General features: G+C 75.8%; 17 protein-coding genes. 5 read left to right on the forward strand and 12 right to left on the reverse strand.

From position 1 onward, the window contains the following. Positions 1–14 precede the first annotated feature (14 nt). The 4 genes from AB7F12_RS25980 to AB7F12_RS25995 form a co-directional block, all read right to left on the reverse strand. The gene (locus AB7F12_RS25980) at positions 15–3,056 is read right to left on the reverse strand and encodes an ATP-binding protein (RefSeq protein ID WP_428499013.1); all 3,042 of its coding nucleotides are present in this window, start codon (positions 3,054–3,056) and stop codon (positions 15–17) included. Between the two features lie 100 nt (positions 3,057–3,156). Further along, positions 3,157–3,657 (reverse strand): N-acetyltransferase family protein, encoded by a 501-nt coding sequence (locus tag AB7F12_RS25985; protein ID WP_428499014.1) that lies wholly within the window; start codon positions 3,655–3,657, stop codon positions 3,157–3,159. A gap of 35 nt (positions 3,658–3,692) precedes the next feature. Then, entirely contained in the window at positions 3,693–4,007 is a 315-nt protein-coding gene (locus AB7F12_RS25990; protein ID WP_428499015.1) for an AzlD domain-containing protein, read from the reverse strand. Then, positions 4,000–4,731: an AzlC family ABC transporter permease gene (locus AB7F12_RS25995; RefSeq protein ID WP_428499016.1), complete on the reverse strand. Its 732-nt coding sequence runs from the start codon at positions 4,729–4,731 to the stop codon at positions 4,000–4,002. Before AB7F12_RS25995 ends, AB7F12_RS25990 begins: the two co-directional genes overlap by 8 nt. A gap of 327 nt (positions 4,732–5,058) precedes the next feature. Between AB7F12_RS25995 and AB7F12_RS26000 the strand changes: the two genes are divergently transcribed. Both AB7F12_RS26000 and AB7F12_RS26005 read left to right on the forward strand, forming a co-directional pair. Further along, entirely contained in the window at positions 5,059–5,838 is a 780-nt protein-coding gene (locus AB7F12_RS26000) for a 5-formyltetrahydrofolate cyclo-ligase (protein WP_428499017.1), read from the forward strand. A 31-nt stretch (positions 5,839–5,869) separates the two neighbouring features. Further along, complete coding sequence (locus tag AB7F12_RS26005; protein WP_428499018.1) at positions 5,870–6,379, forward strand: O-acetyl-ADP-ribose deacetylase; 510 nt, start codon at positions 5,870–5,872, stop codon at positions 6,377–6,379. Here AB7F12_RS26005 and AB7F12_RS26010 read toward each other — a convergent pair whose 3' ends face one another. Genes AB7F12_RS26010 through AB7F12_RS26025 form a run of 4 tightly spaced genes read right to left on the reverse strand, consistent with a single transcriptional unit; the run spans position 6,380 to position 14,049 of the window. Next, a complete protein-coding gene (locus tag AB7F12_RS26010; protein WP_428516912.1) occupies positions 6,380–7,447 on the reverse strand; it encodes a Wadjet anti-phage system protein JetD domain-containing protein in 1,068 nt (355 codons plus the stop codon). Position 7,448: 1 nt separating this feature from the next. After that, a complete protein-coding gene (locus AB7F12_RS26015; protein ID WP_428499020.1) occupies positions 7,449–11,834 on the reverse strand; it encodes a hypothetical protein in 4,386 nt (1,461 codons plus the stop codon). Next, positions 11,831–12,556, reverse strand: coding sequence for a hypothetical protein (locus tag AB7F12_RS26020; protein ID WP_428499021.1), 726 nt, complete (start codon positions 12,554–12,556; stop codon positions 11,831–11,833). Before AB7F12_RS26020 ends, AB7F12_RS26015 begins: the two co-directional genes overlap by 4 nt. Further along, positions 12,553–14,049 (reverse strand): hypothetical protein, encoded by a 1,497-nt coding sequence (locus AB7F12_RS26025; protein ID WP_428499022.1) that lies wholly within the window; start codon positions 14,047–14,049, stop codon positions 12,553–12,555. The genes AB7F12_RS26020 and AB7F12_RS26025 overlap by 4 nt, the downstream gene beginning before the upstream one ends. Before the next feature lie 189 nt (positions 14,050–14,238). Between AB7F12_RS26025 and AB7F12_RS26030 the strand changes: the two genes are divergently transcribed. Together AB7F12_RS26030 and AB7F12_RS26035 are read left to right on the forward strand one after the other, a co-directional pair. After that, positions 14,239–15,360: a PLP-dependent cysteine synthase family protein gene (locus AB7F12_RS26030; protein ID WP_428499023.1), complete on the forward strand. Its 1,122-nt coding sequence runs from the start codon at positions 14,239–14,241 to the stop codon at positions 15,358–15,360. A gap of 10 nt (positions 15,361–15,370) precedes the next feature. Then, entirely contained in the window at positions 15,371–16,057 is a 687-nt protein-coding gene (locus tag AB7F12_RS26035) for an alpha/beta fold hydrolase (RefSeq protein ID WP_428499024.1), read from the forward strand. Here AB7F12_RS26035 and AB7F12_RS26040 read toward each other — a convergent pair. The 3 genes from AB7F12_RS26040 to AB7F12_RS26050 all read right to left on the reverse strand — a co-directional run bounded on the left by AB7F12_RS26040 (position 16,054) and on the right by AB7F12_RS26050 (position 18,622). Beyond that, positions 16,054–16,926, reverse strand: coding sequence for an LLM class F420-dependent oxidoreductase (locus AB7F12_RS26040; protein WP_428499025.1), 873 nt, complete (start codon positions 16,924–16,926; stop codon positions 16,054–16,056). The two genes, AB7F12_RS26035 and AB7F12_RS26040, sit on opposite strands and share 4 nt — an antisense overlap. Before the next feature lie 341 nt (positions 16,927–17,267). Further along, entirely contained in the window at positions 17,268–18,233 is a 966-nt protein-coding gene (locus AB7F12_RS26045; RefSeq protein WP_428499029.1) for a threo-3-hydroxy-L-aspartate ammonia-lyase, read from the reverse strand. A gap of 5 nt (positions 18,234–18,238) precedes the next feature. Then, on the reverse strand, positions 18,239–18,622 hold the full coding sequence (locus AB7F12_RS26050; RefSeq protein ID WP_428499026.1) for an STAS domain-containing protein: 384 nt from the start codon (positions 18,620–18,622) through the stop codon (positions 18,239–18,241). A 635-nt stretch (positions 18,623–19,257) separates the two neighbouring features. Between AB7F12_RS26050 and AB7F12_RS26055 the strand changes: the two genes are divergently transcribed. Continuing rightward, positions 19,258–20,229 (forward strand): RluA family pseudouridine synthase, encoded by a 972-nt coding sequence (locus AB7F12_RS26055; protein ID WP_428499027.1) that lies wholly within the window; start codon positions 19,258–19,260, stop codon positions 20,227–20,229. Between the two features lie 157 nt (positions 20,230–20,386). Here the strand turns inward: AB7F12_RS26055 and mftD are convergent, their stop codons facing one another. Beyond that, positions 20,387–21,565, reverse strand: coding sequence for a pre-mycofactocin synthase MftD (gene mftD, locus AB7F12_RS26060; RefSeq protein WP_428499028.1), 1,179 nt, complete (start codon positions 21,563–21,565; stop codon positions 20,387–20,389). Between the last annotated feature and the right edge of the window lie 562 nt (positions 21,566–22,127).

Here is a 22,127-nt window from a genome sequence, read left to right on the forward strand (position 1 = left end):
GGAACCCCCGGGGATCAGCCCGCTTCGGGGAGACCGACGCCGGGTGCCGGGACGCCACGGTCGGCGAGGTCGGCCAGGCAGCGCCGCACCAGCACGTGGCTGCCCTGGTGGGCGGCCAGCCGGGCCGCCGCGCCGAGCCGTTCGACGGCGGTGTCGTGGTCGTCAGCGGCGGCGCGCAGCCGCAGCACCTCGGGCAGCCACCAGCCCTCGTTGCGGTCGCGGGCACCGGCGGCGGCGGCGTCGAGGGTCGCGCGCGCCTCGGCGGGCAGGCCGTTGCGGGCGGCGAGGTCGGCGCGCAGCGACAGCCAGTACGGCATCCGCACGAGCGCGGCCTTGGCGTGGAGCCCCTCGATCCCGCGGGTCGCGAGGTCGAGGCCGGTGGTGTCGCCGCGGCACCAGCCGTCGAGGACCATCGCCCACTCGCGGTAGTAGGTGAAGTCGTAGCGCGCGCACAGGTCGTCGAGCTCGGCGACGGTGGCGACGAGCGCGTCGCGGTCGCCGCGCAGCTGGTGGGTGACGGCGCCGTGGCCCAGTGCCGCGGCGAGGCCGTAGGGGCCGCCGGTGGTGCGGGCCATGTCGACGGCCTCCCGGCAGGCGGCGAGCGCGGCGTCGTCGTGGCCGAGCAGCCAGTGCGCGTGCGCGGCGAACGCGCGGACGTGCATGTCCGACCGGGTGCCGACGGTCAGTGGGTGGCCGCCGCCGATCGCGGCGGCGCGGTCGAGGTGGTGCAGGGCGTCGGCGGGGCGGCCGAGGGTGAGCTCCGACCCGCCGACGGCGAGGTGCGCCGGCCCCGCGAGGTCGGACCCGTCGTCGACGAGGGACAGGGCCCGCGACGCGGTGGCGTGCGCGGCCGTCGTCTCACCGCTGACGAACCGCGACGACCACAGCCCGACGAGCCCGGTGACCTCGGCCCGCCGGTCACCGAGGCCGGCGGCGAGTGCGACCGACCGTTCGAGGGTGTCGCGCAGCCGCGGCGCGGAGTAGCCGTACAGCGCGTTGAGCGGGGCGGCCGTCGCCTCCAGCACGGCGAGCTCCGCGGTGTCGCGGCCGCGGCCGGCCGGTGTCCTGGCCAGGATCGCGCGGGCCTCGTCGAGGAGCCGGACCGCCTCGGCGTGGGCGTACCGGCCGCTCGCGACGGCGGCGGCGCGCCGGTAGTAGCCGACGGCCCGGGCGCCGCGCCCGCCGCGGGCGTACTGCTCGGCGAGCTGCGCCGACACCGCGTCGAGGTCGCCGGCGTGCAGCACCTCGAGGGCCTGGGCGAGCCGGCGGTGCGACAGCCAGCGCGCCGGCGGGCCGGCCTGCTCGTAGGCGCAGGCGCGCAGCAGGTCGTGCGCGAAGTCGTAGCCGTCCCCGGTCTCGCGCAGGATCCGCTGCCGCCACAGCTCGTCGACGGCGGCGACGACGGCGTCGGCCGGCAGCTCGGAGGCGGCGCCGAGCAGGTCCAGGGTGAAGTCGCGGCCGACGGCGGCGGCGAGTCCCGCGATCGCGCGGGCGGAGTCCCCGACGGCGTCGAGCCGGTGCCGCAGCACGGTGCCGAGGTCGCCGGGGTCGAGCTCGCCGCAGCGCACCGCCTCGACGACGTGCAGCGGGAACCCACCGGTGGTGGCCTGCAGCAGGGCTGCGGCGTCGTCGTCGAGCGGGTGGCCGGTGACCGATGCGGCCAGTGCTGCGGTGTCGGCGGTCTCGAAGGGGCGCACCTCGATCTCGGTGGGTCCCCGCGTGGACCGCATCCGGGTGAGCCACTCCGGTAGGCCCGGCTCCTGGTCGGCGTCGTCGATGCGGGTGGTCGCGGCGACCAGCAGCGGTGTCGCGGTGGCGGCGCCCAGGCAGAAGGTGAGGAACCCGAGCGTCTCCTGGTCGCACCAGTGCAGGTTGTCGACGACGAGCAGCAGGGGCCGGTCGACGGCGGCCAGCGCCCGCGTGACGGCCTCGAAGAGCCGGTGTCCCTGCCAGGTGTCGGTCGCCGCGGCGGGGGTCCTGGCCGACGGGACGAGCCGGTCGATCTCGGCCCGCCACACTGGCGCGAGGCGTTCGGCGGCGGCCCGGATCTCGGGTGTGCGCAGCCAGTCGGCGACCGGGGCGAGCGCGAGCCGGCCGGCGCTGCCGAACCCCTGGGTGACGGCGACGACCGCGCCCGCGCGCCGGCACTCTTCGGCGAGCTCTGCCACCAGCCGGGACGTGCCGACGCCCGCCTCCCCGCGCACGACGACCAGGCCGGGCCGGTCGGCGGCGGCGCGCCAGGCGGCGCGCAGCCGTGCCAGCTCGGGGGCGCGCCCGACGAGCCGCGCGGCGCCGGGCCCGGTCCGCCGCGCGGGCGTGGGTGCCCGCTCCGGGGCGGGCGGGGCGAGAACCCGCTCGAGCGTGGCCCGGGTCTGCGGGTCGGGGTCCACCCCCAGCTCACGTTCGAGCACCGAGGCGCAGCGGTGGTAGGTGCTGACGGCGGCGGCCCGGTCCCCGGCCGCCGCGTACAGCTCCATCAGCCTGCGATAGCCGGGCTCCTCCAGCGGGCGCAGTGCGACCCGGCGGCGCGCGGCCGCGACCGCGGCGTCGCCCGCGCCCCTGCCGGCGATCATGTCGAGCAGGTCGACGCACTGCTGTTCCAGCTCGGCGCGGGCGTCGAGCACCCAGTCGTCGAACCCGCCGGGCAGGAAGTCACCGCGGTAGCAGGCGACGGCCGCACCGGCCCTGGCCAGCTGCTGCTCCTCGTCACCGGCCGCGGCGGCGGTCCGGGCCGCGGCCCGGACCAGCGCGAACGAGCGCACGTCGGCCCGGCAGGTGGGCGAGTCGGTCCAGCACAGGTCGCGGGCGGTGACGACGAGCGCGGGGTCGTCGTCGAGCATCGCCTTGACCCGGTGCAGCTCGCGGCGCAGGTTGGTCAGCGCCTGCTCGTCGGCGGAGTCGGGCCAGAACAGCGCGGCCAGGTGCTGGCGGGTCTGCGGCACGCCGGCGTGCACCACGAGATAGGCGATCAGCAGGAGCGCACGCGAGGACCGCGCGCGCACGGTCCCGAGGTCGTCGGTGACCGACTGCTCCCCCAGCAGGTTGACCTGCAGCATCACCGCTCCTCCGGGCCCCTCCCGGATCAGCCTGCTGGGCCGCCTCCCCCGGCGCCAGGGCCGCTCGGCCCACGCCGGACGCCGCCGGACGGCGCAGCGGTCACGCCGCGCAGGGCACCGCGCACGCCACCGGGGACGTGCGCGCCGGCAGGGCGGCGACGAGCCGCGTCGTCGTGCCCTCCGGGAACGCGACCGCGTCCGGGAACACCGACAACACCAGCCGCATCGCGGCCCGGTTCGTGCTGAGCACGTCGGCCTGCACGAGGACGTGCCCGGCGGCGGCGGCCAGGTCGGCGACCTCGCGGAGCATGCGGGCACCGAGGCCCGCGCGCTGCGCGTCGTCGACGACCTCGACGCCGAGGTCGCAGACTCCGGTCGCGTCGGCGATGAGCCGGGCGATGCCGACGGGGCGGCCGTCGGCGAACGCGGCGACGGCGACGTGGCGGCGCCCGTCGACGGCGGCCAGCGTCCGCCGGGCGTTCGCGGTGAGCCCGCGCACCGGTGCGTGGAACCGCCGGAAACGGCTCTCGTCGGACAGGCCCTCGAACACCGTGTCGAGGACGTCGAACTCCCCGTCGTGCAACTCGCGAATCTCGATCATGACTTGCTCTCCCCCCGGAGTGTCTGGCGTGTGTGTCAGGTCAGGAGCCAGGTCGCGGCCCAGGCCACGACGAGCCCGCCGAACAGGGCGAGCGGCAGGCTGCGGGTGAACTTCCAGGACACCCCGGCGACGACGGCGGCGAGCAGCGCGGGCACCGTCGCGTCGAGGGCGATCCGGCCCTGCGGTGCGACGAGCGCGGGCAGCGCGATCGCGGCGAGCACCGCCGGTCCGACGTGCTGCAGCAGCCGGGCGACCGCGGCGGGCGGGCGCGCACCGGCCGTGGCGAGGAAGGCCGCGCGCATCAGGTAGGTGCCGACGCCGATCGCGACGAGCACCAGCAGCTCACCCATGACGACGCCCCACCAGCGCACCTGCGGCGATCCCGGCGGCCGACCCGACGAGCAGGCCCAGCCCCAGCGGCAGCCCGGACGCCGCCACCGCGACCGCCCCTCCCGTCGCGGCCGCGGCCCACGCCGGGCGCGAGGTCAGCATCGGCAGCACGAGCAGCACGAACGTCAGCGGCGCGGCGACGTCGAGGCGCAGCCCGGCGGGCAGCACACCCGCGAGCAGCACCCCGGCCGCGGTGATGGCCATCCACGCCGTCCACAGCGTCAGGCCGACGCTCATGTAGTAGGTGAGCCGGACGCGGGCGTCGCCGCCACCGTCGGGCTTGGTGAACCGGCCGATGGCCAGCGCGTAGACGGGGTCGGCGAGCAGGTAGGCCCCGGCCCAGCGGGCGCGTCGCGACCAGCCGGTGGCGTGCTGGGCCAGCGAGGCGCTGTAGAGCAGCATCCGGGAGTTCACGACGAGCGCGCCCAGCACGACCACCGCGACGTCGGCCCCCGCCCCGAGCAGCTGCACCGCGAGCAGCTGCGCGGCGCCGCCGAACAGCAGCGGCGAGGACGACCAGGCCACGAGCGGTGAGCTGCCCGAGGCGGCCAGGGTGGCGCCGAGGGTGAGCCCGAACGGGACGTAGGCGGCGACGACCGGCACCGCGTCGGCCGCGGCGCGCAGCACGACCGGCCGCAGCGGGGCGGGCGCCGCGGTGCGCGGGGGCTCGGTGGCGGTGGACACGACGGACTCCTGACGATGACGAATGCCGCCGGCCTCGTGCCGATCGGCTCGTCGTCGACGCTAGGAACGCCGCGTTCGGCGGACGTTCGCGACGCCGGGGGGCAAACCCGACGCCCGGGGTGGGGTGTGCGGCTGCGCCCGGCGCCACTCACGCCGGCCGACGACCACGGCCCAGGTGCGCCCGGTCGCCCTCGCCGACGCACCGTTCGCGGCCTCGGACCTTCGAGCTCCGACGCGTCGGGGCGTCCACGGCCGCCGCGCCCGGCCCGGCGCGGTACGAGCGGCACGGTTCGTACCGCGGGCGGGGGCACCGTTACGGTTCCGCACATGGCAGGGCGTACGACGAGGCGGCACGACCACGACGCGGGCGGCGACCCGGAACTGCTGGCGGCCAAGGCCGCGCTGCGCGACGAGGTGTGGACGTCGCTGAGTGAGCGCGGTGTCGCCCGCTTCCCCGGTGCCCGCAACCGGATCTCCAACTTCGTCGGCGCCGAGGCCGCGGCGCAGCGGCTGCGTGCGCTGCCGGAGTGGGCGGCGGCGCGGCGGGTGAAGTCCAACCCCGACTCCGCGCAGCTCCCCGTCCGGCAGCGGGCGCTGGAGGACGGCAAGACCGTCTACATGGCCGTCCCGCGCCTGGCCGAGGACGACCCGTTCTTCCTGCTCGACCCCGACCACCTGGCCGACCCGCCGCGCCGCGCCGTGTCGATCAAGAACGCCCTGCGCTCGGCCCGCCGCGTCGCCGTCGACGAGCTGGAGCCGGTCGACCTCGTCGTCACCGGGTGCGTGGCGGTCGGCGAGGACGGTGCCCGGCTGGGCAAGGGCGGCGGGTTCGCCGACCTGGAGTTCGCCCTCGCGTCCGCGGCGGGGCTGATCGGACCGGCGACGGTCGTCGTGACGACGGTGCACGAGCTGCAGGTCCGCCCCCGCGGGGTGATCCCCACGTCGTCGCACGACGCGCCCGTCGACCTGGTCGTCACCCCGGAGCGGGTGATCGACTGTCGCGCGGGCCGGCGTGACCGCCCGACCGGCCACATCGAGTGGGCGTCGCTGACCGAGGAGAAGATCGCGGCGATCCCGCTGCTGGCCGCGCTGCGGAGCAGGTCGTGACAGCGATGACGACGATCAGGGAAGTCGGGCCGTGACCGGGATCGTGCTCGTACGCGGGGACATCACCGAGGCCGAGGTGGACGCCGTGGTGAACGCGGCGAACTCGTCACTGCTGGGCGGTGGGGGTGTCGACGGCGCCATCCACCGCCGCGGCGGCCCGGGGATCCTGCGCGAGTGCCGGCAGCTGCGGGCCACCCGCTATCCCGACGGGCTGCCGACCGGGCAGGCCGTCGCCACCACCGCGGGGAACCTGCCGGCGCGCTGGGTGATCCACACCGTCGGGCCGGTCTACTCCAGGAAGGAGAACCGCCGCCACCTCCTGGAGTCGTGCTACCGGGAGTCGCTGCGGGTCGCCGACGAGCTGGGTGCGGCGACGGTCGCGTTCCCGGCGGTGTCGGCGGGCATCTACGGCTGGCCGCTCGACGACGCCGCCGTTGCCGCCGTGGAGACGGTGCGCGCCACCGGCTTCCGCGTGCGGGAGGCACGGTTCGTGCTGTTCTCCGACGACGTGCTCGCCGCCTTCCAGGCAGCCGTCGGATAGTCAGCGCAGGTCGCGCAGGTCGGTCTCGAGCAGCTGCTCGCGGCCGATCCACTCCTGGGCCAGGCGGGTGTCGCTGCGCAGCAGGTCGGCGACGGGGCCGCGCAGCCCGTCGGGGAGCCACGCCGTCAGCTCCGCGATGTCGCCCGCGTACGGGCCGGCGGGCTGGGGCTCGCCCTCGTCGAGCAGCCACGCGTACAGCGTGGACGGGCGCAACGCCGGCAACCCGACGGCCTCGGCGGTCATCTCACCGCGCCGGGCGATCTCCAGGCCGCCGACGTCGAGGTCACCGAAGTACGACAGCTCCTCGGGCCGTTCCTCGGCCAGCGCCTCCAGCACGACCCCGAGCTGGTTGCCCATCCCCCACACCACCTGGCCGACGGTGCCGTCGTCGGGAAGCGCGTCGGCCAGCGACTCCCAGGTGGCGACGTTCTCGACGACCAGGGTGATCGGGCCGTCCCCGACGTGGCGGGCGATGGGCTGCCAGCGGGCGCGGCGGATGCCGAGCAGCTCCCGGGTGAGCCGCCCCTCGCGGAACAGCCTGCCCCGCAGCAGCGGGCCGAGGGCCTTCTCGTCGCCGGTGAGCCGCACCGAACGTTCCTGGACGGGGACGACGTCGGCGGCGCCGCCGACGGCGAGCAGTTCCTGGACGCCGTCGAGCAGGGCACGTTCACCGGGGGTGGGGTGCTCGTCGCGCAGGAACGCGGGCACCCACCGCAGGTCGGCGTGCCAGGCGGTGGCGGTGACGGGCCGGATGTCGGGCGGGTCGGCGACGAACCCGGGACGGCCGACCCGGGTGACGAACCGCGGCAGGGCCGGGCGCGGCAACGTCTCCCAGCCGGTGCCGCCCACGCGGGGCAGCCGCACGATGCCGGCCTCGGCCAGCTCGTCGCACACCGCGCGCAGCCGGGCGCGGGCGTCGGCGGCACCGGCGAGGCTCGTGTCGGCGCGGTGCGCGGCGGCGTAGAGCACGTCGAGGGGGATGCGGCCGGTACGGGCGTCGCCGATCACGTCGGCCAGGCGGGCGGCCAGCGGCGAGAGCGTCTCTGTGGCGGGGGCGGTCACGGTCACCTCACATCAGGGTCATGACGGGGTCCTCGCGCCAGACCCGGGTCGTGTCGACGGCGTCGGACGGGTCGGCGTCGGCCAGGATGCGCTCCTCCTGGCGGACGTACTGCCGTCCCCGGCCTGCGACGTTGCGCATCCGGATGATGTTGGGGAAGCGACCGACGGCCTTCAGGTCGCCGACGCCGGTGAGGAAGATCAGCTGGACGCCGTTGGCGGCGGCGACCTTGCGCTGCAGGTCGAGGAACACCACGTAGTTGGCCTTTCCCAGCGGGTTGTCCAGCGGGAGCGCGCCGAGGCCGGGGACGTCGCGGCCGCGGCTGGTGGCGCGCAGCTTCGCGACCATGCAGAACAGCAGCAGCGAGATCGTCACCTTCTCCCCGCCCGACCACTTCCGCATCCGCTCGACCGACACCCGCTCGACGGCGAACGTCGTCGACGGCTTGAGGACGCGGGCCTTCCAGTTGCCGTCGCCGACGACGGCGTCGGTGGCCTGCCACAGCAGCTCCAGCCCGCGGGGGACCTCGGCGCCGCGGGCGGTGAGGGCGTCGACGAGCCGGGCGCACCGGTCGCGGACGACGGCGTCGGCGGTCTCGACGCCGGCGCGCGGCCCGACCTCCAGGAACCGCTGCCCGGCCCACTCCCCCAGCGTGGGCGGGAGCTCGGACAGCGCCTGGGCGCGGGCGAGCGAACGCAGCGCCTGGCGGACCATTCCGGTCATCGCGGTGACCACGACGGCCTTGTCCGCCTCCAGGTCGGTGAGGCGGTCGCGCAGGTTGTCCGCGTAGACGGCGAGGTCGGCGGCGAGGGTGTCGGCGACGGGCGCGAGCTCCCCGGCGACGTCGGCGACCCGGAAGCGGTCGCGCACATCGGGTTTGACGGCGGCGAACCGGTCGGAGGCTGCCCACACGACGATGCGGCGGGCGACGTCCTCGACGCTGCGGGAGGCCTTGCGGGCCTCGGCGAGGGCGGCGTCGACGGCGGCGCGGGCGGCGGTGACGGCGGTGTGGGCGTCGTCGAGGGAGCCCACGTCGGGGGTGTCGGGGCCGCCGTCCGGCGGTTCGACGCGCAGCAGCTCGAGCAGGTGCGTGAGGCCGGTCGCGCGTTCGCGGGCGTTGCCGCGCAACGCTTCCGTGTCGCGGGCGCTGTCCTGCGCGGCGGCCTTCGCGGTGAGGTGCTCGGCGGCGCGGGCCGCGGCCCCGGCGGCCTCGTCGAGGGCACGGGTGCGGACGGCGTCGAGCTCGCCGGGATCGTCCGGCAGGTCCTCGTCGTCCGCGGCCGGGTGGGCGGCCAGTTCCGCGTCGGCGGCGCGCTGTTCGGCGCGCAGCTCGCCACCGGCCGACGTCAACCGCTCGGCCGCGGCCTGCGCGCGTGCGGCGGCGGCGTCGCGGGTGGCGGGGTCGGCGCCGTCGGGCCCGTCGAGCAGCGCCTCGGCCCGGTCGCGGATCGCGGGGCGCAGGTCGGCGACGCGGGCCGCGGGCGCCGCGAGCGCGCGGCGCGCCTCCTCCAGCGCGACCGCGAGGGCGGACTCCGACACCTCGCGCCGGTAGGCCCGGTCGGCACTCTCCCAGGCGCGGCGGGCGTCGTCGAGCGGTTCGGGGGCCTGCGCTGAAGGGCCGGGGTCGGGCAGCGAGGCGCGGACCTCGTGCTGCTCGCCAAGCACCCGCCGCACCGCGGTGACCTGCTCGGACGCGGCTGTGGCAGCGTCGCGGGCGGCAGCCTCGGCGCCGGTCTCCCTCGACACCTCCGCGCCGCGGGCGGCGATGAGCGCGGGCAGCTCGGCCGCCCGGGCCCGGCGCGCGGCGGCGTCGCGGACGCGCGGGAGCAGCGACGACAGCGTCGCGATCGCCGCGGTGGCGGACCGGCGGGCCCGTTCCAGCTCGCCGCGGCGGGTGTCGGCGTCGGCCTCCCGCGCACCGACGGCCGCGACCTCGGCGGAGATCCGGGCCAGGTCGGCGTCGGCGGTGGCGACGGCCTCGGCGGCCTCCGCGGCGGCGGCGTCGAGCGCGTCGAGGGTGCCGGGCGGGCAGTCGGCGCGCAGCGTCTCGAGGCGGCGGCGCAGGTCGGCGTCGGCGTCGCGGCGGGCGACGAGCGCGGCGTCGGCGTCGGCGCGGTGGGCGCGGGCGGCCTCGCGGCGGTCGATCTCCGCGCCGGCGGCGGCCCGGTCGGTGAGGGCGGCGGCGGGCGGCAGCAGCCAGCCCGTCACGTCCCCGCCGACGGCGCCTTCGAGATCGCGGGTCGTCGCCAGCACCACCGGCGACGTGGGCCGCAACCCCGCCGCGGTGAGCGCCGTGCGGGCCGCGGGCAGGTCGCGGTCCTCGTGGACGAGCAGGCCGCCGGCGAGCGCGGGTGCGGCCGCCATCAGGTCGGCGCGCCGCTCGGGCGGGACGGAGTCGGCGAGGTAACGCCAGCCCGTCGTGACCGGGATGGCGGCGCGGTCGAGGACGTCGGCGGCGCGGACGACGTCGAGCGTCGGCGGCAGCAGCCGGTCGGCGCCCAGCGTGGCGAGGGCGCGCTCGTCGTCGGCCTCGGCCACCGCGAGCTCGACCCGCTCCCGCTCGGCCCGCGCGACGGCGGCGGTGAGCAGCGCGGCGAGGTCGGCGGCCTCGGCGACCGGGTCGACGTCGGTGCCGCCCGCCAGGGTGCGCAGGCGCTCGTCGGCGACCAGCTCGGTGACCCGGTCGCGCAGCTCCGCGGACCGGGCGGCGGTGGTCTCGGCGGTCCGTTCGGCGGCCCGGCGGGCGGCGGCGACGCCGTCGGCCGACGCGGTCAGCTCCTGGCGCCGCTCGCGCAGTACGACCCGTTCGGCGGCGAGGTGGTCGAGCTCGTCGGCGGCGTCGGCGTCGGCCTGTTCGTGGCGGGCGACCGCGTCCTCGACGGCGGCGGCGTCGACGCCCGCGCCGGGCGCGTGGTCGAGGTGGGCCGCCGCCGCGGCGAGGTCGGCCTCCAGGCCCGCGAGGGCCTGGGTCACCGCGGTCAGCTCGCCGGCGAGGACGCCCCGCTGTTCCGACGCGGCCTGCGAGGCGGCGCGCGCCGCCCGTTCGGCCTCCCGGGCCTGCGCGACCTCGGCGTCGAGCCCCGCGGCGCGGGCGCCGAGCGCGGCGATCCCGGCGTCGAGGGCGCGCGCGTAGCCGGCGGCGGCCTCGTCGAGGCGGGCGCGCAGCGGCGCCGCCTCCGCCGTCGCGGCGGCGAGCTGCTCCTCCAGCGACACCACACGGCGCCGGGCCTCCCGCGCGGCGTCGACGGTCACGACGGCGTTCCAGCCCGCGACCAGCGCCGACGCGTCGGCCTGTTCGTCGGCGAGCGCGGCGGCGCGCAGCCGGGCCGCCGCGACCCGGGCGGCGGCCGCGCGGTGGCGGGCCCCGGCCTCGGCGCGCCGGTCGTCGGCGGCGTCGGCGTCGTGGCCCGCGGCGAGCGCGGCGAGGGTCGCGACCCGCTCGGCGTGGCCCGCCGCGTCGGCCTCCGCCCGGCGGATGGCGGCGGCGAGTGCCCCGGCCAGCTCGACCGCGGTGGACTCGGCGGCACCGGCGGCGGCACCGGCACGGTCGTGGGCGGCGCGGGCCGCGGCCAGCTCGCCCAGCAGCGGGGCCGCCTCGTCGGCGAACGCCAGGTCAGCGAGGATCTCCGGGCGCGCGGCGAGCCCCTCGCGGACCTTCTCCAGGATCTGGGAGACCGCGGCGGGGACCTCGGGGTCGACGATGAGCTCCAGCAGGTAGCGGACGAACTGGTCGGGCCCGCGGAACTGGAACTGTCCCTCGATGCCGCCCTCGGTGGCGTTCATCTGCAGGATCGCGGTGAAGATCGACGGGTCGAGGCCGTGGTCGTCGAGCAGCTGCGCCCAGCGGTCCTGGGAGTCGGTGACGGCGGCGCCGCAGTCGGGGACCGCGCCCCAGCGCTTCACGGCGGACACGAAGTCGCGCAAGGGGGTCGGCGTCTCGCCGCTGTCGAAGGGCAGCGCGTCGAGCGTCGCCTCGGACGCGGGCGGGGACCGGAACACGTACCAGCGGGCGCCGAGACGGTCGTGGTCTCGGTTGGGGTCGGCGGGCTGGACACGGTCGGCCCACTCGTAGACCGCTCCGGTGACGAGGGTGGCGCCCCCCGGCCCCGACCACTCGACGACGACGTGCGCCGTGTCGGAGCCGAGCACGTAGTCCTCGAGGTGCTTGCCCGTCGTGGACGTGGCGAGGAAGTCGCGGCGGTGCGGCCGGACGACGGCACAGATCAGCGACAGCACCGTCGACTTCCCGCCGCCGTTGCGCAGCCACAGGATCGAGTGCAGCGGCTGCCCGTCGGCGCCGGTCAGCTCCAGGGTGACGTCGACGAACCGGGCCGCGGCGGGGCCGATGCGGTGCAGCCGGACGCGGCGCATCGTCCACATGACGGGCGGGCTCACGACGCCTCCCCCCGGGCCCGGGCGTCGCGCAGCACGTCGAGCGCCGCCCCGCCCGCGCTGTCGGCGACCAGCAGCCGGAACCGGTCGGTGAGGTGGAAGGTGTCGGGCCCGAGCGTGCCGGCCTCGCGGGCGGCGCCCTGCTCGACGAGCCAGCCGAACACCTCCTCGACCGCCTTGAGCGTGCAGCCGCGGGCGCGGCGCCCGGTCTGGGTGGTGACCAGCTGCGGCAGGTCGGCGTAGACGGCGGCGGCGGTGCGGGCGCGTTCCTCGGGGCTGCCCTCGACCCCGCCCAGCCCGTCGAGGGCGTCGAGCGAGCTGCGGATGAACTCGTCGACCCGCACGATCTCGACCAGCCGCGTCTCGGGGTCGTCGAAGTCGGCGTCGGTGGGGTAGGCGAACGCGGCGATCCCGATGAGGACCAGCCCGAACACGAGCCGGTCGTCGGCGTCCATGGTGGTGCGCAGGTCGGCGAGGCGGGTCGCGAACGCGCCACCGGGCTCGGGCGCGAGCACCAGCCCCGACCGCGGGACGCCCAGCACCTCCAGGCCGAGGCCTTCGGCCATGGTGTCGACGACGTCCTTGAACCCCAGCTCGCTGCGGTAGCGGTCGAGCAGCGCGCGGTACTCCCCGCCCGCGACGGGACGGGCGCGGCGGGCCAGCGCGAAGCCGATCAGCTCGGCGGCGGCCCGGACCTGGGTGAGGTCGGCGGCGACACTGCTCATCGGGGCGCACCGCGCAGCCGCACCAGCAGGTCCGGTCCCCCGACCCCCGCCCGCGCGAGCAGCAGCTCGTCGCGGCGGGCCTCGATCCCGCCCGCCAGCACGTCGATCTCCCCCGCCACGTCGCCCTCGGCCTCCGCCGCCAGGTCCGGCGCGAACGCCCACAGCGCCGACAGGAGCACCAGCTCGGCGACCTCGCCGACGTCCTCCTCCGGCGCCGCGCCCGGCACCGCGTCGAGCAACGTCGACAACCTGACCTCCGCGCCCCCCGTCACCGCCGACAGCACCTCCCGGGCCGCGCCGACGACCGGCTCGGGGTAGCGCTGGACGTCGTGGGGCTCGTCGTCGACGTCGGGGACGACCTCGACGTCGGGCTCGGCCGACTCCCGCGCCCGCGGCGGCGCCCACAGCATGTCGACCATGTCGTCGAAACGATTCAGCCGCGGAACGGACACGCCCAGCGCCCGGTCGGCGAAGGCCGCGGTGACGGTGAGGGCGTCGGGACGCGGCAGCGCCAGCACCGCCAGCAGCACCTCGTCGCGCAGCGCGAGCATCCGCAGCCGGCGCCGCCGCGCGAGCCGCTGGCGGACCTGCGCGGTGAGGAACACCTCGCGGGCGCCGACGAGGCGGCGCTCCAGGTCGAGGTGCACCCGCCGGGCCCGGCCGATGAGGTCGACGATGCGCCCCGACACCGCCCGCACCTCCGGCGAGGTCTCGGCGTCGAGACCGCCCTGCACGTGTTCGAGCAGCCGGTCGTCCTCGCCGATCCGGGCCTCGACGTGGCGGCGCGCCCGCACCAGCCGCTGCGGGACCTCCCGCTCCCAGTCGTGCGAGCCGACGTCGCGGCGGGTGGCGTCGAGCAGCTCGGTCAGCGTCGCCGACATGCCGACGCTCGTCCGCTCGGCCTGCGCGGCGGTGCGGGCGGCGGCGTCGAAGCGGCGGTCGTCGAGCTGGCGCTGCAGGACGTGGGCCAGGGCCCGGTCGGCGTCCTCCAGGTCGACGTCGAGACCGCCCAGGAACAGCGTCACCGCCTGGTCGCTCGCGACGACGACGGGCCCGTACTCGGCCTCGCGCAGCGACAGCAGCCGGAAGCTGTAGGCCTCCCAGCGCACGGCCTCACCGGGAGCGCCGAGGTCGGCGAAGCGGTAGCTGAAGCGGCGCTGGTCGTGCGCGTCGTTGAGCAGCCCCCGCACGACGGTCTGCGCGGCGTCGCGGGCCTGGTCGGGCCGCCCGGGGCACATCCGTGAGGCGAGGCCGGTGAGCTCGTCGACGACGTCGTCGAGGGTGGCCTCGCGGGCGAACCCCATCGAGCCCACGACGACGTCGACCGCCGCGAGGGCGAGCAGCCGCAGGTCGTAGTCGGCATCGTCGATACCGGCGTGCGCGGCGTTGCGCACCAGCCGCGACACCGGGTCGGTCAGCGCGAGGGCCCGCCAGCGGTCGCGCGCGGACGCGTCGGCGGCGGGCGAGACCACGCCCCCGTACGCACCCGTCATGTCCCTCGCCACGTTCGTCCCGAACCGCCCGAACGGAGGGTAGCCACCTGGCCCACCGGCTCCGGCGCCCAGGTCGTGGGTGGCGATGGTCGCCACAGCGACCGTCGCCACCCACAGGGGCCGCTCACCGGCGTCGCTAGGGTGATCGCGAGCAGCGACGCTCCACATCCGTCACCGGTGAGGAGAACCATGACCAGCGGCTCGTGTCCCGAGGTCCGGCTCGGTGAGGACGTCGACCGGTACGACCCCGACCACCGGGCGTGGGTCGTGCAGGCGGTGGCGCGCATCCAGGCCGAGACCAACCGGTCGTCGGACACCCACCTGCTCACCGTCCCGCTGCCCCCGGAGTGGGACGTCGACCTCTACCTCAAGGACGAGTCGACGCACCCGACGGGCTCGCTCAAGCACCGCCTCGCCCGCTCGCTGTTCCTGCACGCGCTGTGCAACGGCTGGGTCCGCCGCGACCGGCCGGTCATCGAGGCCTCCAGCGGATCCACCGCCGTGTCCGAGGCCTACTTCGCACGGCTGATCGGGGTGCCGTTCGTCGCCGTCGTCGCCCGCTCGACCAGCAGGCAGAAGATCGCGCTGATCGAGCTGCACGGCGGGCGCTGCCACCTCGTCGACCACGCCTCGGAGGTCTACGGGACGGCCACCCGGCTCGCCCACGAGACCGGCGGGCACTACATGGACCAGTTCACCTACGCCGAGCGCGCCACCGACTGGCGCGGCAACAACAACATCGCCGAGTCCCTGTTCGCGCAGATGGCCCGGGAGCGCCATCCCGAACCGGCGTGGGTCGTCGCGACGGCGGGCACCGGCGGCACCTCCGCGACGATCGCGCGGTACGTCGTCTACACCGGACGGGCCACGGGCATCTGCGTCGCCGACCCCGAGAACTCGGCGTTCATGCCCGGCTGGCGCGAGGGCGACGCCGCCGTCACGACCCCGGTGTCGTCGCGCATCGAGGGCATCGGGCGGCAGCGGGTCGAGCCCAGCTTCGTCGGCACCGCGATCGACCGCATGATCCGGGTGCCCGACGCCGCGGCGATCGCCGCCGTGCGCGACCTGTGGGCCAGGGCGGGCTGGAAGGCCGGCGCCTCCACGGGCACCGGCCTTTGGGCGGCCTACCGGATCGTCTCGGAGATGGTCGCGGCCGGGCGCGGCGGCAGCGTCGTCACCCTGCTGTGCGACTCCGGTGAGCGCTACACCGAGACGTACTACGCCGACGCCTGGCTCGCCTCGGCGGGCCTCGACATCACCCCCTACCTCCGCTCGCTCGACGAGTTCCGCCGCACCGGCACACTGGGGTAGGACTGGGTCCATGACGACGTTCGTTCTGGTGCACGGCGCGTGGGGCGGGTCCTACGGCTTCCGCAGGGTCCGGCCGCTGCTGCGCGCGCAGGGCCACGAGGTGTTCACCCCGAGCCTCACCGGCATCGGTGAACGCTCCCACCTCACCGGCCCGCTGGTCTCGCTCACCACGCACGTGCTCGACGTCGTCAACACCGTCCGCTACGAGGACCTCGACGACATCGTGCTGCTCGGGTTCTCCTACGGCGGCATGGTCGTGACGGGCGCGCTCGACGCGATCGGCGACCGGGTGCGCGAGCTCGTCTACCTCGACGCGTTCGTCCCCGCCGACGGCGACAGCGTCGTGTCGCTCAACCCCGCACGCCAGGTGCCGCAAGGGCTCGGGGAGCCGTGGCTGATCCCGCCGAGCGAGCGCGAGTTCGAGTCGCCCGAGCTCGCGGCGTTCTCGGTGCCGCGCCGCACACCGCAGCCGGCGCGGACGTTCAGCGAGCCGGTCCGGCTCGGCACGCCGCTGGAGCAGGGCCCGTTCGGGCTGACCTACATCCGGGCGACGGCCGAGCCGAGCGTGGCGTTCGAGGCGGCCGCCGCGCACGCTGCGTCCTCGCCCGCGTGGCGCCACCACGAGATCGACACCGGCCACATGGTCCCGGAGAACCGGCCCGAGGAGCTGGCGTCGATACTTCTGGATCTCGCCTAGAGCTTGTCCGCCTCCGGGATCACCTTCTCGCCCAGGATCTCCAGGGGCGTGATGGCGGCGACGCCGGGCACCCAGCCGTGGACGTGGGTGACGCCCAGCTTCGCCAGGCCCGCCAGCCGCTCCAGGATCGCGTCGACGTTCTCGCCGTCGGCGCCCGGGTCGAGCGGGAACATGACGGTCTTCTCGATCTCGTCGTAGTCGCGCCCGACCGCCTCGCAGTGCCCGCGCAGCACGTCGAGCTTGTGCGCGACCTCCGGCCCGCCGAACAGGTTGCACGCCTGCGCGTACTGCGCGACGAGGCGCAGCGTCTTCTTCTCCCCGCCACCCCCGATCAGGATCGGCGGGTGCGGGCGGCGTAGCGGGTGCGGGGAGTCGAGCGTGCGGCCCAGCGTGTAGTGGGTGCCGTCGAACGGGCCGTCGTCGTCGCTCCACATCTGCAGGCAGATGCGCAGCGTCTCCTCCAGACGCTCGAACCGCTCGGCGGTCGGCGGGAAGTGCAGGCCGAGACCGCGGGACTCCTCGTCGTTCCAGGCGGCGCCGATGCCCAGCCAGGCGCGCCCGCCGGACAGGACGTCCAGCGTCGAGACGATCTTGGCGAGCATGCCGGGCTCGCGGTAGGTCACGGCCGTGACCCAGGCCAGCAGGTCGACCTTCGTCGTGTGGGCCGCGAGGAAGCCGAGGGTCGTGTACGCCTCGAGCATGTCGTTCTCTTCGGGGCCGACGCCGCGGATCTGCCAGACGTGGTCCATCACGCTGATCTTGGAGACGCCGACGTCCTCGGCGGCCGTCGCGATCCGGGCGAGGTCGGCGGCCAGGTTCTGCGGGCCGCCCGGCCAGGTGAAGTCAGCGATGTGCAGGCCGATCTTCATGCGGTGGTCTTCTCCTGTCGCAAAGGGGTGTCCTTCGCCTCCGACGTTAGTCCCGCCGGCGCGCCGCCGCCCTGCACCACCGGCCCGCCGACCCCGCCTGCCGGACCACGGAACTCCTGAACCGCAACGAATGCCGCGAACCGGCGCTGCCGATCGGTGCCGGTGCGCGCGAACACGTGTGGCAGCGCCCGTCCGTCGGACACCGAACGGCGAACCGGCCGGACGAGGAGGTCGACGTGGCCGGTGCGGACGCAGCCGTCGGACGAGAACACCCGAGCCGCAGCCTGGTCCCGGCGCGGGTCGACGGGGCGCGTGGACGGCGCACCCGGGGTGGGGCCGGCTCAGGCGGTGACGAGGGCGGCGAACCGGTCGAGGTCGACGTTGCCGCCGCTCACGATCACCCCGACCCGCTGCCCCGCAAGGCTCTCCCGGCGGGCCAGCGCGCCCGCGAGCGCGAGACACCCCGTGGGCTCCACCACGAGCTTGAGCCTGCTCGCCAGCAACCGCATGCCGTCGACGAGCGCGTCGTCGGGCACCGTCAGGATCTCGTCGACCCCTTCGCGGATGATCGCGAAGGGATACCGGCCCAGGTGCTGGGTCTGCGCCCCGTCGGCGATGGTGCGGGGCACGTCGATGTGGACGATCTCCCCCGCCCGCCACGACCGCAGCCCGTCGTCGCCCGCCTCCGGCTCGACCCCGTGGATCCGCACCCCCGGTGAGAGGGCGCGCGCGGCCAGGATCGCCCCGGACAGCAGCCCACCCCCACCCAGGCACACGAACAGCGCGTCGAGCGGGCCGGCGTCCTCGATCAGCTCCATCGTCGCCGTACCCTGACCGGCGAGGACGTCGGGATGGTCGTACGGCGGGATCAGGGCGAGCCCACGCTCGGCGGCGAGGGTCGCGGCCAGTTCCTCACGGTCGACGCCGTAGCGGTCGTAGGTGACGATCTCGGCGCCGTACCCGCGGGTCGCGGCCACCTTCGACGCGGGCGCGTCGAGCGGCATCACGATCGTCGCCGACGTCCCCAGCTCCCGCGCGGCCAGCGCCACGGCCTGCGCGTGGTTGCCCGAGGAGTACGCGAGCACCCCCGCCGACCGCTGCTCCGCCGACAGCCGCGACAGTGCCGTGTAGGCACCGCGGAACTTGAACGCACCACCACGCTGCAGGTTCTCGCACTTGAGGAAGACCGATGCGCCGACCATGCCGTCGAGCGTCCGGGAGGTCACGACGGGTGTGCGGTGCGCGACCCCGGCCAGCCCGCGGGCCGCCGCCTCGACGTCGGCGAACGTCGGGACGGGCCGGTCCAGGGTGCTCAACCCCGACCTCCGGCGGCATCGGCGCGGGGCACCCCGCGCGATCCCGCGTCCTCGATCGCGAACAGCACCTCGACTCCGGTGAGGCGCAGGATGCGACGCACCGGGCCCTGCGGGCCGCGCAACGTCACCGTCCCCCCACGCCTGCGGGCCCGGCGGTGCGCCGAGAGCAGGGCGGCGAGCCCCGACGAGTCGCAGAACGACACCCCCGCGAGGTCGATCACCACGTCGGCGCCCGCGGCACCGGGGCCGGGCAGGGCGCGCAGCTGCTCGTCGAGTGCCGGGGCGGTGGTGTAGCTCAGCTCCCCGCGCACGGTGACGCGCGGTCTGCCGTCCGCGTCGTCCCCGATCTCGAGCTGGAATGGCTCCGGGTAGCCGCTCAACGCTCGTCCCCTCCGTTCGTCCGCCGGTGGTGGCGCCGTTGCTGTGGCTGATCACCCGCGGATCACGACGTCCCGTCTCGTCGGGCAGGACCTGGGGCGACCCTGCGCAACCGGCCGGCGCGTCCGTGCACCGGCCGTGACGATCGAGGGTAATGCGATCAGCCCGATCTCTGCGCGCCCGCCGTGGGGGCGCCGGACCCGGGCGTGGGCAGAGGCGCCGCCGCCCACGCGCGACGCCTCCGCTGCGGTCACCGCTTGCGGCGCTTCCCACGGTTCCAGCCCGCGACGACGGACAGGCCTTCCACCAGGCCGTTCACGGTACGACCGAACCGACGACGAAGCTTGCGCATGCCTACCTCCAGGAAGATCGGGGAGCTGTCGGGGGCCACCCCAAGGTCTCAAACAGGTCACGGCGACCGGCACGCGGGGTCCACGAACGGGTGAACGCCGCAGGTCGTCGGCGCGTGCCGCTGCGTCGTCGGCGCGTGTCGCTGCGTCGTCGGCGCGTGTCGCTGCGTCGTCGGCGTCCGCACTGCCGCAACAGGACCCGACCGCCGCGGCGCCGACCCACCGAGCGCGCCCGCCACCCCCCACCTCCGCGACGACACCGCGCCACCCGGCTAGGCTCGCCCGCGATGAGGCGATCGCTGCGCTCGCCGCTGCCCCAGCGGCACGGCCTCGATGCGGTCCGGCTACGGACCCCCGACGACGGCCCCTGGACGCTCATGCGCGATCACCTCGTCGACCGCCTGCCGCGCGTCGAGCCCGAACGCATCGACGCGATGCTCGCCGGTGCCGAGATCGCCGGGGTCGACGGGGCGCTGCGCCCCGACTCGCCGTTCGTCCCCGGCACGTTCGTGTGGCTGCACCGCGACCTGCCCGACGAGGTGCCCGTTCCCTTCCCCATCGGCATCGTCCACCGCGACGACCACCTCGTCGTCGCCGACAAGCCGCACTTCCTGTCGACGATCCCGCGCGGCCGCCATGTCGTCGAGACCGCGCTCGTGCGGCTGCGCCGCGACCTGGACCTGCCCGACCTCTCCCCCGCCCACCGCCTCGACCGGGTCACCGCCGGGCTGCTCATGTTCGTCGTCCGTCGCGAGGACCGCGGCGCCTACCAGACGATGTTCCGCGACCGCCGCGTCGCCAAGACCTACGAGGCCGTCGCCCCGTACGACCCAACGCTGATCCTGCCGCGCACCGTCACCAGCCGGATCGTGAAGCAACGCGGCGTCATCCTCGCCCAGGAGGTCGACGGCCCACCCAACGCCGAGACGTTCGTCGAACTGCTGGAGCACCGCGACGGGCTGGGCCGCTACCGGCTCACCCCGCACACCGGCCGCACCCACCAGCTCCGCCTGCACATGGCCGGGCTCGACGTCCCGATCCTCGGCGACCGCTTCTACCCCGAGCTGCACGACACCGCACTCGACGACTGGACCCGTCCCCTGCAGCTGTGCGCCCGCACCCTGGCCTTCACCGACCCCGTCACCGGTGCGCAGCGGACGTTCACCAGCGCGCTGCCGCTGCAGGCGTGGGACGACCACGCGGGCTGGGCGGCCGGCGCCGTCCCGGAGTCCGCCGACAGGCAGCACGCCGACCGGTGACGGCCCGGCTCGCGGGACGGTCGTCGCATCCACCGGGCCGGCCGCCACCACCACGAGCAGCCGGCCCCGGCTCAGGAACCGGCCTCCGGGTGGACCCGCCGACCCGCCCGCCGCGCCGGGCACCGGCCGACAACGCTCGAACGTCGCACGCGCGGCCTCAGAGCTTCCCGGTCCGGCCGAAGTCCGCCGGGATGATCAGGTCCTCCCGGCTCAGCTCGTGGATCGACGCCTTGCCCAGCCCCAGCAACGCCGAGTCGATGCCCTGGCGAAGCAGCTGCAGCACGTTCGTCACCCCCGCCTCGCCGTTGGCCGCCAGCCCCCACAGGTACGCGCGCCCGATCAACACCGCCCGCGCACCCAGCGCCAACGCCTTCACCACGTCGCTGCCGCGGCGGACACCACCGTCCATCAGGACCTCGACCCGGTCACCCACCGCGTCCACCACCGCGGGCAGCAGCCGGATCGCGCCCGGTGTGCCGTCGAGGTTGTTGCCGCCGTGGTTCGACACCGAGATCGCCGTGGCGCCCGCGTCGACCGCGCGCCGCGCGTCGTCGGGATGCGTGATGCCCTTGATCGCGAACGGGCCGCCCCACTTCTCCCGCAGCCAGGCGATGTCCTCCCACGTGGGCAACGGAGTGCCCATCCACTCGCCGTAGGCGCCGAAGAACGTCGGGGCCTCCTCGTCGCCGAGCGCGAGGTTCGGCGTCGTCAGATCCGGCAGCTTCCCGTGCTTGAGCCAGTTCACCAGGTACCGCGGCCGCAGCGCGCCCTCGGGCGCGAACCGCAGCATCGCCTTCAGATCCAGCTTCTCCGGGATCATCGGGCTGCCCCAGTCCCGGCCGTTGGAGAACGACCAGTCCAGGGTCATGATCAGGCCCTTGGCGCCCGCAGCCCGGGCACGCTCGGCACGCGCCAGGATCCGCTCCTTGGAGCCGACCCAGTACATCTGGAAGAACAGCTTGTCGTTCGCCGCGGCGACGTCCTCCACCGCACGGCTCGCGAACGACGACAACCCCATCGCCGTGCCCATACCCGCCGCCGCCCGCGCGACCGCGACCTCACCCTCCGGGTCGACCGCCTGCACACCCGTCGGCGAGATGACCACCGGGAACGCGATGTCCTGGCCCATCACCGACGTCGACTGGTCGCGCTCCTGCGGAAGGTCCGCGATGCGCGGGCGGAAGCCCAGCTCCGCGAACGCGTCGACGTTGTCCTCGGTGGTGACGCCACGCTCGCTGCCCGCGACCAACGCCATGTAGACCGACTTCGGCAGCCGCTTGCGTGCCCGCCGCTGCGCCTCGGCGACCGTCTCGAACCACTCGCTCGTGCTCGCCATCCCCGCTCCCTCGCCAGGCTGTCTGGTCCGCGGCAACCTAGCATTTCGGCACCGGGTGCCGAAAGTCGTGGTGAGGGTCGACCCCGCCGGACGGGCAGGTCCCCACGCCCCGCGGCACGGTGCCACCGGCCTGCGTGCGTGCGTGTGGTGATCGTCGTTCGCGGGACATGGGCGTAACCGATGACGTCCATGTCCCGGTTCTGCGCGGCCCGGCTCCGCGCGGCCCGGCTCCGCGCGGGTGCCCGCCCTCGGAGTGGGCCGTGCTCTCGGGACTGGAGGCGAGCACCACGGCGCGCAGATCACCGGACGCCGGGGTGTGCTCCACCCGGATCCGGGACGTACACCCTCGACATCGGGACATGCACGCCACCGGTGACGCTCTCGTCCCGCGGACGGCGGTCAGCGCCCGGACGACCACACGCCGCCGGGCCCGCACCCGTTACCTTCTTGATCAAGCCCGGTGAGGGCTTGCAGGCCACCGGCCACGGCATGACTCGTTGCCCCTGTTGTCGATGATCTGGGGGGTGTTGTCACCGTGGCCGGCGGGCGCCAACGACCGCTT

The organism is Pseudonocardia sp. (assembly GCF_050250275.1).
Lineage (GTDB): Bacteria > Actinomycetota > Actinomycetes > Mycobacteriales > Pseudonocardiaceae > Pseudonocardia.

Bases quoted from the DNA above. Each gene is read 5' to 3' on its own strand.
- AB7F12_RS25980 (WP_428499013.1), bottom strand. From the start codon at position 3,056: ATGCTGCAGGTCAACCTGCTGGGGGAGCAGTCGGTCACCGACGACCTC.
- AB7F12_RS25985 (WP_428499014.1), bottom strand. From the start codon at position 3,657: ATGATCGAGATTCGCGAGTTGCACGACGGGGAGTTCGACGTCCTCGAC.
- AB7F12_RS25990 (WP_428499015.1), bottom strand. From the start codon at position 4,007: ATGGGTGAGCTGCTGGTGCTCGTCGCGATCGGCGTCGGCACCTACCTG.
- AB7F12_RS26000 (WP_428499017.1), top strand. From the start codon at position 5,059: ATGGCAGGGCGTACGACGAGGCGGCACGACCACGACGCGGGCGGCGAC.
- AB7F12_RS26020 (WP_428499021.1), bottom strand. From the start codon at position 12,556: ATGAGCAGTGTCGCCGCCGACCTCACCCAGGTCCGGGCCGCCGCCGAG.
- AB7F12_RS26025 (WP_428499022.1), bottom strand. From the start codon at position 14,049: ATGACGGGTGCGTACGGGGGCGTGGTCTCGCCCGCCGCCGACGCGTCC.
- AB7F12_RS26030 (WP_428499023.1), top strand. From the start codon at position 14,239: ATGACCAGCGGCTCGTGTCCCGAGGTCCGGCTCGGTGAGGACGTCGAC.
- AB7F12_RS26035 (WP_428499024.1), top strand. From the start codon at position 15,371: ATGACGACGTTCGTTCTGGTGCACGGCGCGTGGGGCGGGTCCTACGGC.
- AB7F12_RS26040 (WP_428499025.1), bottom strand. From the start codon at position 16,926: ATGAAGATCGGCCTGCACATCGCTGACTTCACCTGGCCGGGCGGCCCG.
- AB7F12_RS26055 (WP_428499027.1), top strand. From the start codon at position 19,258: ATGAGGCGATCGCTGCGCTCGCCGCTGCCCCAGCGGCACGGCCTCGAT.
- mftD (WP_428499028.1), bottom strand. From the start codon at position 21,565: ATGGCGAGCACGAGCGAGTGGTTCGAGACGGTCGCCGAGGCGCAGCGG.